This is a genomic window from Aquirufa sp. (genome assembly GCF_044239315.1).
Taxonomy (GTDB): Bacteria; Bacteroidota; Bacteroidia; order Cytophagales; family Spirosomataceae; genus Aquirufa.
Window position 1 is genome coordinate 140,118 of sequence record NZ_JBIIBQ010000001.1, and the last position, 13,302, is coordinate 153,419.

The 13,302-nt window shown below is 43.3% G+C and carries 7 protein-coding genes; all 7 read right to left on the reverse strand.

Annotated features, from left to right (window positions below; genetic code table 11):
• On the reverse strand, window positions 1-663 hold the full coding sequence (locus ACILP5_RS00670) for a bifunctional 4-hydroxy-2-oxoglutarate aldolase/2-dehydro-3-deoxy-phosphogluconate aldolase (RefSeq protein ID WP_395616717.1): 663 nt from the start codon (window positions 661-663) through the stop codon (window positions 1-3).
• A gap of 2 nt (window positions 664-665) precedes the next feature.
• Window positions 666-1,676, reverse strand: a complete 1,011-nt coding sequence (locus tag ACILP5_RS00675; RefSeq protein WP_395616718.1) for a PfkB family carbohydrate kinase — start codon at window positions 1,674-1,676, stop codon at window positions 666-668.
• Complete coding sequence (gene uxaC / locus ACILP5_RS00680) at window positions 1,676-3,082, reverse strand: glucuronate isomerase (RefSeq protein WP_395616719.1); 1,407 nt, start codon at window positions 3,080-3,082, stop codon at window positions 1,676-1,678. Before uxaC ends, ACILP5_RS00675 begins: the two co-directional genes overlap by 1 nt.
• Before the next feature lie 186 nt (window positions 3,083-3,268).
• Window positions 3,269-4,720 carry a tagaturonate reductase gene (locus tag ACILP5_RS00685; RefSeq protein ID WP_395616720.1) on the reverse strand — a complete coding sequence of 484 codons (1,452 nt, stop codon included), beginning with the start codon at window positions 4,718-4,720 and terminating at the stop codon, window positions 3,269-3,271.
• Window positions 4,721-4,808: 88 nt separating this feature from the next.
• Window positions 4,809-5,129 (reverse strand): DUF3467 domain-containing protein, encoded by a 321-nt coding sequence (locus ACILP5_RS00690; RefSeq protein ID WP_130895864.1) that lies wholly within the window; start codon window positions 5,127-5,129, stop codon window positions 4,809-4,811.
• Between the two features lie 72 nt (window positions 5,130-5,201).
• Entirely contained in the window at window positions 5,202-9,533 is a 4,332-nt protein-coding gene (gene rpoC / locus ACILP5_RS00695; protein WP_395616721.1) for a DNA-directed RNA polymerase subunit beta', read from the reverse strand.
• A gap of 57 nt (window positions 9,534-9,590) precedes the next feature.
• Window positions 9,591-13,302: DNA-directed RNA polymerase subunit beta (gene rpoB, locus ACILP5_RS00700; protein ID WP_395616722.1), on the reverse strand; the 3,712-nt coding region annotated here is incomplete at its 5' end.

Genomic DNA, 13,302 nt, shown 5'->3' on the forward strand with positions numbered 1-13,302 from the left:
TTATAATTCGTGATAGGTTTTGATTAGGTTAGCGATCGTGTTTGATATAGAGGTATAGTCTTGTTTTTGAATTAATTCCGCTGGGAATAATTGAGATCCCATCCCTACCGCCGCAGCACCAGCGCTGAACCAAGTTTGTAAACTTTCGCGGTTAGGTTCCACGCCGCCGGTTACCATAATTTTGGTTTTCGGCATCGGTCCTTTAAGCGCTTTCACAAAGGCCGGACCCACCACATTTCCCGGGAAAATTTTAACATATTTTGCACCCAAAACCTCCGCATTGCGAATCTCAGTCAAGGTCATCGTACCTGGCATCCAGGGAATATCATGTTTTGCACAAATTTCGCCTACCGAAGCCGTCGTAAAAGGTTGTAACATGAAGTCAGCGCCCATTTCGATGAATTCGCTTGCCTGTTTTGCATCGTAAATCGTCCCGATTCCCAACACTAAATCTGGGCATTCTTTCTCGCAGAAGTCGATTAGTTTTGCAAAAATAGCTGGGGCCGCTTCCCCACGGTTTGTGAATTCAAATACCCGAATTCCGCCGTCGTAGCAAGCTTTTAAGACTTTTTCAGCGATCGTTTGATCGGCGTTGAAAAATAAAGGGACGATTGGCGTTTCCGCTAATCGAGAGTACACTATATCTGCTGAATTTCTAGCCATTATTATCGTTTTAATCTTCCTGTTATATCGCCGCCCATTACGGTCTCAATTTCGTCTAAGTTCGATAAATTAATATCTCCTTCGATCGTATGTTTTAAAGCGGAAGCCGCTACAGCAAAGGCCAAAGACTTCGCTTCATCTTTATAAACCAAGTTTCCGTAAATATATCCCGCCATAAAAGCATCTCCACCACCGATGCGATCGACGATTTGAGTAATTTCAACGGTATCTGATTTAATGACTTTCGAGCCATCAAACGAAGTGGCTGATAAGGTATTTTGTGAGGCAGAAATCTGGCCTCTTTTGGTATTAATAATCTTCTTTAAGTTCGGGAAACGCTCTTTGATTTGAAGACAGATATCATGCCAGCCACTTTTTGCACGGCCATCTGGAACGATATCCAGAATATCTTCCGCATCCCCTTTTCCGCACACGATGATATCGCATTGTGCAATTAAATCAGGCATTACCTCTTTCACTGATTTACCATATTGCCAAAGGTTCTTGCGGTAGTTCACATCCGCCGAAATCGTCAATCCCTGTGCTTTTGCCTCTTTCAATGCCACTCTCAAGGCAGTCGCAGCCGCCTCCGAAATCGCCGGCGTAATGCCTGTCCAGTGGAACCAACCCGCGCCTGCGAAGATTTCTTTCCAGTTAAAATCCGCTGGATTCAGATTCGCGAAAGCGGAGTCAGCTCGGTCATACGTCACTTTGCTGGGACGCATCGCTGCCCCAAACTCCACAAAATACAAACCTAAACGCCCTTCTTTATAAGCCGTGTGAGACATATCCACACCCACTTGGCGGTAATAGCCAGCCGCTGCTTTGCCTAATTCATTATTGGGAAAACAAGTCACGTGTTCCGCTGGGATACCAATATAAGCTAATCCACCTGCCACGTTAGCCTCTCCACCACCATAGGTGATGTTCAACGACTGCGCTTGCGTGATACGGCCATAACCTGCAGGGCTTAAGCGCCCCATGATTTCACCAAATGTAATAACCTTCTTCATTAGTTCTCGAAATTAAAAAATCCTGCCGCGTTGTTGTACGAAATATCCTCTACTAGCTTCCCTAACCAAGCCATATCCGCTGGTAGCTCACCATTTTCAACATCTGCGCCCAGTAAATTACACAAGATTCTTCTAAAATACTCGTGTCGAGGGAAGGAAAGGAAACTTCTTGAGTCTGTTAACATCCCCACGAAGTGACTTAACATACCCATATTAGAGAGCGCATTGATCTGCTTTTCCATTCCGTCTTTTTGGTCCATAAACCACCAGCCTGAGCCGAATTGCATCTTTCCTACAATAGTTCCATCCTGGAAATTACCCGTCATTGTCGCTAACAATTCGTTATCGCGCGGGTTCAAATTATACAAAATCGTTTTCGCTAATTGATTCGTCGAATCTAAGTGATTTAAGAATCTTGACAAAGGACGTGCCTGCTCAAAATCCCCGATCGAATCAAATCCCGTATCCGGCCCTAAAGCGCCCAATAAACGGTCATTGTTATTTCGGATTGCCCCTAGATGGAACTGCTGTGTCCAACCTTTGGCATGATCTAAATGCGCAAAATACACCAGCATCGCTGATTTGAATTGTACTTTCTCTTTATGATTAATCGATTTACCCGTCATCAATCGCTCAAAGATGTGTGCAATTTCTTGCTCGGTATATTCGTCCGCGTAAATCTGCTCTAATCCGTGATCGCTCAAACGGCATCCCACTGAATGGAAAAAGTCGTGTCTCGCAGCGATTGCCTTTTTGTAATCCGCTAAGGTATGAATCTCCATTTCAGCCGCTTTTGCCACCGAATTAACATACTCCACAAACACGATTTCATCATCCACGCCCATCGCTTTGTCCGGACGGAAGGTAGGCAATACTTTGATCGCGAAACCGCTCTCTTTAATTTGTTTATGATAGGCCAAATTGTCGATCGGATCATCCGTCGTACAAAGTGCTTTCACGTTCATTTTTAGCAATAAATTGCGCACAGAAAACGCCTTTGTACGCAACAAGGCATTGCATTGATCATAGATGCGCTTTCCACTTTCTGCATTCAGTAATTCGGTTATTCCAAAGTAGCGCTGCAACTCTAAATGCGTCCAGTGATAAAGCGGGTTACGCATCGTGTAGGGAACGGTTTCGGCCCATTTCAAGAATTTCTCCTCATCCGAGGCATTGCCCGTAATGTATTTTTCATTCACCCCATGAGCCCGCATTGCACGCCACTTGTAGTGGTCGCCAGCAAGCCAGATTTGGGTGATATTATCGAATTGCTTGTCCTCCGCCATTTGCTGCGGGATCAAGTGGTTGTGGTAATCAATGATCGGCATTTTTGCCGCATATTGATGGTACAAAGTCTGCGCGGTCTGAGACTGCAACAAGAAATCTTTATCTAAAAACGCTTTCATAATAGGTTGGTTAACGTAATCGGTAGTCAGTAGTCGGTAGTCAGTGGGCAGTGGACAAAGTTCAAAGTTCAAAGAATGACATTAAAACATTTCATATTCATCGCCGCAGGCGATTCCTACTTTATGCTTTGTGCTCTATTCTTTATGCTTTAAATCTATACTCTCTACTCTTTGCTCTCTACTCTCTTAAAGGTACTTCGAAACCCCCTCCACAAACCCTGGAACTGCACTTAAGTCCTCTCCCCAAAGTTCTTTATCAGCTAATACCTTCTTTAAATCAAAATTCTTCCATGCCTCGTAGAAATACGGTGCGTAGTCACATTGGATTGGATAAGACTCACCATTGCTATCGCCATAGTATTTTCCACCTTCCTCTTTCACCGCGTGCATAAATTGCAAATATGCGGCGAATCCCATGCAGAATAACTCTGGAGCTTTGCCAAAATTCTTCGCATAGTTCACTAACAGAGGCACGTTGCGCATACGCATTTTGGTCGTATACTGAACCGTAATATCGATTAACTTGTGGTTAATGAACGGGTTGCGGAAACGGTCTAAAACCGAACGCCCGAAACGATCCGCCACTTTGAAATCCATCTTATAAGGAATGCCCAGCGCTAATTCGCTTAGCATCAAATTCATAATCAACTTGCTCAAATAGCCATTCGCCATCACATCCTTCACAAGGCGGAAACCTAATAAAAAGGACATTCCGCACATGAGGGTATGCGTACCATTCAATAAGCGCAATTTCAATTCGCGGTAGATCTCGATATCCTCTGCGATGATCACGCCTTTATCAGCCGGGGCAAATGACAATACTTCTTTCACTTTCGCTCCGCCCTGAATCGCCCAAAGGCTATACACTTCAGAAATAATCATTAGGGAATCCTCGTAACCAAGTTTGGCACAAATCTCCGCGTTAGTCGCTGCATCTGGGCTACCCGGAACGATGCGATCCACTAAGGAATTACAGAAATGATTCGCGTTGTGTAACCAAGCCACGAAATCAGCCGAAAGACCGTGATCTGCTGCTAATTTTAATACAATATCCTTTAATTTATCTCCGTTGTTGATAATCAATTCGGTAGGGACAATCACCATGCCTGATGAAGCGGAGCCTTGGAAATGAGTAAATCGTGCTTGCAAAAAGGCTAGTAATTTAGCAGGGAAGGAGTTTGGACATCCATTCGCAATCGGATCATTCGCTACATAGCTAATCCCTACTTCCGTCGTGTTGGATAACACGATTTGCATGTCTTCGCTTTTTGCGCAGGCTAGAATGGCATCCCAGTCTTTAGATGCAGTAATCGTGCGAGAAATAGAGGAGTTAATGATGTTCTCTTCTTTCGCTACGCCATCTTCGATTCCCTTGATGCAGTGTGTATACAAACTATCTTGTTCGTCAAACGCATCAGCGCCGCCTTTTGAAGTCGACTTCACTACGACAACCCGGCCTTTGAAAATGCCCGCACGGTTAGCTTTGTCGATATAGAAATCGCAAAGACCACGTTGCAAAACTCCTGTCCCAAATTGCAGGACTTTCTCCGGGTAATTAAAAATATCCGCCGGCGGGGTTTGTAATGGGATGGATGAGTTCAATGAGTCCGACTCCAGAAATTTTTTCGATAAGCGCATAGTAATAGTAATTTCCTTTAAAAGGCATAAATCCCGCTTATTTACCTGATTTTCAGGTAAAAAAATGGGATTAAATGACCTAAAACGTTTACGCTTCGCCTATAGGGCCGTTATAATTCATCGGAAACTGGAAGCCCGCGGCATCTCCTTCCTTCATAATAGGGCCAAAGGCCTCTTCATATTTCTGAATGTTCTCTTGCAAGGCTTGCATCAAACGATACGCGTGGTCCGGAGTCATGACGACGCGGGACTTAACTTTGGCCTTAGGCAGACCTGGTAAAATGCGAATGAAGTCCATCACAAATTCCGATGGGCTATGCGCAATCAGCGCTAAATTCACGTAATGACCTTCCGCCATTTCTTCTGGAAGCTCGATATTTAATTGATTTTCTTCTGTGGGGTTTTCCATATTTCTTTTTTGGTAAAAAATAAACCCCCGAACTTAAGAAAAGCCGGGGGTCTATTCAAATGAATCTACAAATTAGTTTGCAGCTTCTACTTTTTCTTTCGCCTCAGCGATTTCTGCAGCTTCTTTCTTCGCCTCGATCGCTCTTAACTCATCTTTCGATGTAACTAAGATGTCTTTGTAACGACGAAGACCTGTACCTGCTGGAATCAAGTGACCTACGATAACGTTCTCTTTCAAGCCGTCTAACGTATCCACTTTCGCACGAATCGATGCCTCAGAAAGTACTTTCGTAGTTTCCTGGAACGATGCAGCTGAGATGAATGATTCTGTTCCTAACGAAGCTTGCGTGATACCTTGTAAGTTAGAAGAAGAAACCGCTGCTTGCGCATCACGCACCTTCATTAACTTCATATCTCTACGCTTTAACGAAGAGTTCTCATCACGTAAAGCACGAGCTGAAAGAATCATACCTGCTTTGTATTTCTCAGAATCTCCAGCATCGGTGATCACCTTCTGATCTAAGATCAAGTCGTTCTCGTGACGGAATACGAAACGATCTACATTTTGACCTTGTAAGAATTGGGTATCACCTGGCTCTAAAATCTGAACTTTTTGCATCATTTGGCGAACGATACACTCGATGTGCTTATCATTGATCTTCACACCTTGTAGACGGTATACGTCTTGGATTTCGTTCACTAAATATTCTTGTACCGCTGTAGGTCCTTTGATCTTCAAGATATCTGAAGGTGTAATTGCACCATCAGATAGTGGAGAACCAGCACGTACGAAGTCATTATTTTGTACTAAGATGAATCTTGTCAAAGGTACTAAGTAACGACGCTCAGCTCCCTCTTTCGGTGTCACGATAATCTCACGATTACCACGCTTAATCACACCGTAAGAAATAACACCATCAATCTCAGTAACAACTGCTGGGTTAGATGGGTTACGTGCTTCGAATAATTCCGTTACACGAGGAAGACCTCCCGTAATGTCACGCGTTTTACCTGCCGCACGAGGAATCTTAGCGATAATTTGACCCGCTTTGATTTTATCTCCTTCGTCGATCGCTAAACGCGCACCTACTGGAACGTTGTATACTAAATCTTCTTTACCTTTTGCTTTCACTAATACGGATGGGTTCTTCGTCTTATCTTTCGATTCTACAATCACCTTCTCACGCATACCTGTTTGCTCATCCGCTTCCTCCTTGTAGGTATTGTTTTCTTCGATTGCCTCGAATTCAATTTTACCTTCAGCCTCAGAAAGGATAACCGCATTGTATGGATCCCAAGCACAGATTTCATCTCCTTTTTTAACTGCTTGGCCTTCCTTAACGCGTAAGAATGAACCATATGGGATGTTAGAAGAGATCAATACTTGCTTGTTCGCTGGGTTCACAATTTGAACCTCACCTGAACGACCCATTACGATTTCTACCGGATTTCCATCTGCATCTGTAGAGCTTACAGAACGAACCTCTTCGAAGTTAATTACTCCGTCAAATTTCGCTTTAACGCTCGCATCTAAGGAAACGTTTTGTGCCGTACCACCCACGTGGAACGTACGTAATGTTAATTGTGTACCTGGCTCACCAATCGATTGAGAGGCAATTACACCTACCGCTTCTCCTAAGTTCACCATCGCAGCTGTTGCTAAGTTACGTCCGTAACATTTCGCACAAACACCACTTAAAGTCTCACAAGTTAATACCGAACGAATTTCAACTGATTCGATCGCTGTCTCATCAATTTTAGTCGCTACTGTTTCTGTGATTTCATCACCTGAAGCAACGATTAACTCATTTGTGATTGGATCGTATACATCGTGAATAGAAACACGACCTAAGATACGCTCAGATAATGGCTCGATGATCTCCTCATTGTCTTTCAATGGGAACACCTCGATACCACGTAACGTACCGCAATCCTCTTCGTTCACGATAACGTCTTGTGCTACGTCGTGTAAACGACGAGTCAAGTAACCCGCATCGGCTGTTTTCAAGGCAGTATCTGCCAAACCTTTACGCGCACCGTGAGTTGAGATAAAGTATTCTAATACGTCAAGACCTTCTTTAAAGTTAGAAAGGATTGGGTTTTCGATGATTTCACCAATCGAACCTTGTAAGTTCTTTTGAGGCTTAGCCATCAAACCACGCATACCACCTAGCTGACGAATTTGCTCACGAGAACCACGGGCGCCAGAGTGCATCATCATGTAGATCGCGTTAAATCCTTGGTTGTCTTCTTCCATCTGCTTCATCAAAGTCTCGGTAATTTTCGAGTTAACTTTAGTCCAGATGTCAATAACCGCGTTGTAACGCTCGTTATCTGTGATTAAACCCATTAAGTAGTTGTCCCAAACCGCTTGAACATCATCCTGTGCTTTCTTCACTAATGAAGCCTTTTCAGCAGGAATTTGAACATCACCAATACCCATCGATAAACCACCGTGGAAGGCTTGTTGGAAACCTAATTCTTTGATATCATCTAAGAATTGCGCCGTACGCGCCATACCACAGATCTTGTGAACGTGTGAGATGATTTGTTGTAACTTTTTCTTAGTTAATAACTCATTGATGTAACCTACTTGCTCAGGAACACATAAGTTGAATAATACACGACCCGCAACAGTTTCCACCATTTCTTGAACCAATGTACCATCTTCCTTACGTACCGTAGCTTTCACTACGATGTTCGCGTGCTTAGACAATTTCTTCTCGTTCAAGGCGATAACAACCTCCTCAAATCCGTAGAAACGAGATCCTTCACCAGCCACTTTGTGATCTGGTGTCGACTTACGTCCTTTTGTTACATAATATAAACCTAACACCATGTCCTGAGATGGTACTGTAATAGGCGCACCATTCGCTGGGTTCAAGATGTTATGAGATGCAAGCATTAATAAAGAGGCTTCCAAAATCGCTTCATGTCCTAGTGGAACGTGAACCGCCATCTGGTCACCATCGAAATCGGCGTTAAATGCCGTACAAGTTAATGGGTGCAATTGGATCGCTTTTCCTTCGATTAATTTCGGTTGGAAAGCTTGGATACCTAAACGGTGAAGAGTAGGAGCACGGTTTAAAAGAACAGGGTGTCCCTTCATGACGTTTTCCAAAATATCCCAAACCACTGGATCCTTACGATCTACAATTTTCTTCGCAGATTTAACTGTCTTCACGATACCACGCTCGATCAACTTACGGATAACAAACGGCTTGAATAATTCAGCTGCCATGTCTTTTGGAAGACCACACTCATGCATTTTCAATTCTGGACCTACGACGATAACGGAACGACCTGAATAATCGACACGCTTACCTAATAAGTTTTGACGGAAACGACCTTGCTTACCTTTCAACATATCAGAAAGAGACTTCAAGGCACGGTTACCTTCAGAACGAACCGCATTTACTTTACGTGAGTTGTCAAATAAGCTATCTACAGCCTCTTGCAACATACGCTTCTCGTTACGTAAGATTACCTCTGGCGCTTTGATCTCGATTAAACGCTTCAAACGGTTGTTACGGATAATCACACGACGGTATAGATCATTTAGATCAGATGTCGCAAAACGACCTCCATCTAATGGCACCAACGGACGTAATTCTGGTGGAATTACTGGAACCATTTTGATGATCATCCACTCAGGACGGTTGTCGATACGACCTACTGATTCACGGAATGCTTCTACTACTTTCAAACGCTTCAAAGCCTCAGCCTTACGTTGTTGAGATGATTCTGTGTCCGCAGAGTGACGCAAGTCAGCCGATAAGCTGTCTAATTCGATGCGTGATAATAACATATTTAACGCGTCAGCACCCATTTTTGCGATGAATTTCTGTGGATCTTCATCAGGTAAATGTTGGTTCTCGCGCGGTAACTTGTCTAAGATATCTAAGTACTCGTCTTCTGTTAAGAAATCAAGGTATTGGCTACCAATCTTTCCTTCTTCCGCGTACATACCTGGTTGAACTACTACGAAACGCTCGTAATAGATTACTTGGTCTAATTTCTTAGTCGATAGACCAAGCATGTAACCAATCTTGTTAGGTAAGCTACGGAAGTACCAGATGTGTGCTACTGGAACCACTAATTCGATGTGGCCCATACGCTCACGACGTACTTTTTTCTCTGTTACTTCTACACCACAGCGATCGCAAATGATGCCTTTGTAACGAATACGCTTGTATTTACCGCAGTGACACTCCCAGTCCTTGGTAGGACCGAAGATACGCTCGCAAAACAAACCGCCCATTTCGGGTTTGTAGGTACGGTAGTTGATGGTTTCCGGTTGTGTTACCTCACCATTAGACCCCTCTAAGATGGACTCAGGAGAGGCTAGTGAGATGGTTACTTTTTGGAAATCGCTATTCAGCTTTCTAGTCTTTTTAAATGACATTTTCTATGTATTTTATTGGAAAATGAACTCTTTTAATAGGGCCAAAGCCCACTGGTTTTACTCAAGGGTGATTTCAAGGGCTAAACCTCTCAATTCGTGAATCAATACGTTGAATGATTCTGGAATGTTAGGCTTTGGCATATTCTCCCCTTTTACAATAGCTTCGTAAGCTTTTGCGCGACCGATGACATCATCAGACTTCACAGTTAAGATCTCTTGCAAGATATTCGCTGCACCGAAAGCCTCTAATGCCCAAACCTCCATCTCACCAAAACGCTGACCACCAAACTGAGCTTTACCACCCAATGGTTGTTGTGTAATTAATGAGTAAGGTCCGATCGAACGAGCGTGCATCTTATCATCCACCAAGTGACCCAGTTTCAACATATAGATGATACCTACAGTCACCGGTTGATCAAATTTATCACCCGTTAAACCATTGTATAAATACGTACGACCCCAGTCTGGTAAACCAGCTAATGTTAATTCAGCTGCTACCTCTGCTTCAGTTCCACCGTCGAAAATAGGCGTCGCATAGCGCTTACCTAATTTTTGTCCAGCCCAACCTAATACGGTCTCGTAAATTTGTCCTAAGTTCATACGAGATGGTACCCCTAGTGGATTCAATACGATATCTACTGGTGTTCCATCTTCTAAGAATGGCATATCTTCTTCACGTACAATACGAGCAACAATACCCTTATTACCGTGACGACCCGCCATCTTATCACCCACTTTTAACTTACGCTTCTTAGCTACATATACCTTCGCTAATTTCACGATACCTGCAGGCAATTCATCACCTACCTCTAACACGAAACGCTCACGCTTAAAGTTTCCAGCGATTTCGTTACGACGAACGTGGAAGCTCTTAATTAACGCTAAGAAAGTCGCGTTAGTCGCTGCATCCGCCGTAGCATCTTCTACGATCAAATCTGAAAGTAAATTTGCTTCTTCAGGAACGGCATACGTTGACTCATCGCGGTATAAGTTTTTATCTGGGAATAATAATTCTTCGATATTCTTCGCTGTGAATTTAACCCCTTTCTCTACAATCACTGTACCAAACTTGTGACGGATACCACCACATGTTTTTCCAGCTAATAAAGCAACGGTCTTTTCGATCATGATCTTACGAACCTCTAATAGGTCTTTACCGTATTGCTTCATAACCAACTTCAATTCAGCCTTCGACTTATCACGTTGATCCTTATCCTTTTTAGGACGAGCGAACAATTTCGTGTCGATAACCACACCCTTTAACGATGGTGGCGCTTTCTTCGAAGCATCTTTCACGTCACCTGCTTTGTCACCAAAGATGGCACGTAATAATTTCTCTTCTGGAGTAGGATCAGACTCTCCTTTTGGTGTAATCTTACCAATTAAGATATCTCCTTCTTTCACCTCAGAACCTACGCGAACAACACCGTTCTCGTCTAGGTTACGAACTGTCTCCTCAGAAACGTTCGGGATTTCAGAAGTTAATTCCTCCTCACCACGTTTCGTATCACGTACCTCTAATTCGAATTCCTCAATGTGGATCGAAGTAAAGATATCATCACGAACCACTTTTTCAGACATTACGATCGCATCCTCAAAGTTGTAACCTTGCCATGGCATGAACGCCACTTTCATGTTACGACCTAAAGCTAGCTCACCTGCTTGAGTTGCATAACCCTCGCAAAGCGCTTGACCCTTTTCTACTTTTTGTCCTTTGAAGACAATCGGTTTCAAGTTGATCGTTGTATCCTGGTTCGTTCTACGGAACTTAATTAATTTGTATTCTTTAGTAGATCCGTGGAAGCTTACTAATTTTTGTTCTTCTGTTTGATCGTAGTTAACAACGATACGCAAGGCATCCACATATTCGATTACCCCGCTACCTTCTGCTACTACTAACGTGCGAGAGTCAATCGCCACACGGTGCTCAAGACCTGTACCTACGATAGGCGCTTCTGGGCGTAACAATGGCACCGCTTGGCGCTGCATGTTCGATCCCATCAAGGCACGGTTCGCATCATCATGTTCTAAGAAAGGAATCATAGAAGCCGCAACCGAAACAATTTGGTTAGGTGCAACGTCCATATATTGTGCATCCGCTGGATTTACTAATGGGAAGTCACCTTCGAAACGTGCTTTCACACGCTCAGATAAGAATTTACCCGTTTTGTCAATCTGTGCATTCGCTTGAACGATGTTCTTTCCATCTTCTTCTTCAGCCGTTAAATACGAAACAGTCGTAGACGTATCTACTTTACCTGATTCGATTAGCCGGTAAGGAGTTTCGATGAAGCCCATTCCGTTTACTTTCGCGTGCACACAAAAAGAAGAAATCAAACCGATGTTCGGTCCCTCAGGTGTTTCAATCGTACAAAGACGACCGTAGTGCGTATAGTGAACGTCACGAACCTCGAAACCAGCTCTTTCACGAGAAAGACCACCTGGCCCTAGGGCAGACATACGACGCTTGTGTGTGATCTCGGCTAATGGATTTGTTTGGTCCATAAACTGAGATAACTGATTCGTTCCAAAGAACGAGTTAATCACAGACGATAACGTACGTGCATTAATTAAATCTACTGGCTTAAAGTCCTCGTTATCACGAACGTTCATACGTTCTTTGATCGTACGAGCCATACGTGCAAGACCCACACCGAATTGAGCATATAATTGCTCACCCACCGTACGAACACGACGGTTAGACAAGTGGTCAATATCATCGACAACCGCGCGAGAGTTGATCAAACCTATCAAGTATTTCACGATAGAGATGATATCTTCTTTTGTCAATACCTTAATATCCATCGGGATATCGTGGCCTAATTTTTTATTGATACGGTAACGACCTACTTCGCCTAAATCATAACGCTTGTCTGAGAAGAACAAGTTTTGGATGATATCACGTGCCGTTTGCTCATCTGGTGCATCCGTATTACGTAATTGCTTATAGATAACCTCTACCGCCTCTTTTTCCGAGTTGGAAGTATCTTTTTGTAAAGTATTGTAGATGATGTTGTAATCCGTCACGTTCGCATCGTCTTTGTGCAAGATGATGGTGCTTGATCCTGATTCCAAAATCGTCTCGATCTCGTTCTCTGTAATAACCGTATCACGCTCGATCAAGATTTCGTTACGGTCGATAGAAACTACCTCACCTGTATCTTCATCTACGAAGTCTTCTTGCCAAGTTTTCAAAACTCTTGCAGCTAAACGACGTCCAACCGTAGACTTTAACGTCTTCTTGTCTACCTTTAATTCTTCAGCTAGGCCAAATAAATCTAGGATGTCCTTGTCATTTCCGTAACCAATCGCACGAAGCAATACAGTCACAGGGAATTTCTTTTTACGGTCGATGTACGCGTACATCACATTGTTTACGTCCGTTGCAAATTCAATCCAAGAACCCTTGAATGGAATGATACGAGCCGAATACAATTTCGTTCCATTTGTATGCTTCGATTGTGCGAAGAATACACCTGGTGAACGGTGTAGCTGGGAAACGATTACACGTTCAGCACCGTTGATCACGAATGATCCACGCTCTGTCATGTAAGGAATGTTTCCTAAGAATACTTCCTGTTCGATGGTTTGGAAATCCTCGTTGTCTGTATCATTACAGATCAAACGTAATTTCGCTTTTAAAGGTACTGAATACGTTAAACCGCGGTCGATACACTCATCTACCGAATATTTCGGCGGATCTACAGAGTAGTCAACGAACGACAAAACGAAGTTTTCCCGCGAATCCGCGATTGGAAAATTCTCAGCA

What these genes read in the sequence shown, in the direction of transcription:
- ACILP5_RS00670 (WP_395616717.1), bottom strand. Translation starts at nt 663, where the DNA reads ATGGCTAGAAATTCAGCAGATATAGTGTACTCTCGATTAGCGGAAACG.
- ACILP5_RS00675 (WP_395616718.1), bottom strand. Translation starts at nt 1,676, where the DNA reads ATGAAGAAGGTTATTACATTTGGTGAAATCATGGGGCGCTTAAGCCCT.
- uxaC (WP_395616719.1), bottom strand. Translation starts at nt 3,082, where the DNA reads ATGAAAGCGTTTTTAGATAAAGATTTCTTGTTGCAGTCTCAGACCGCG.
- ACILP5_RS00685 (WP_395616720.1), bottom strand. Translation starts at nt 4,720, where the DNA reads ATGCGCTTATCGAAAAAATTTCTGGAGTCGGACTCATTGAACTCATCC.
- ACILP5_RS00690 (WP_130895864.1), bottom strand. Translation starts at nt 5,129, where the DNA reads ATGGAAAACCCCACAGAAGAAAATCAATTAAATATCGAGCTTCCAGAA.
- rpoC (WP_395616721.1), bottom strand. Translation starts at nt 9,533, where the DNA reads ATGTCATTTAAAAAGACTAGAAAGCTGAATAGCGATTTCCAAAAAGTA.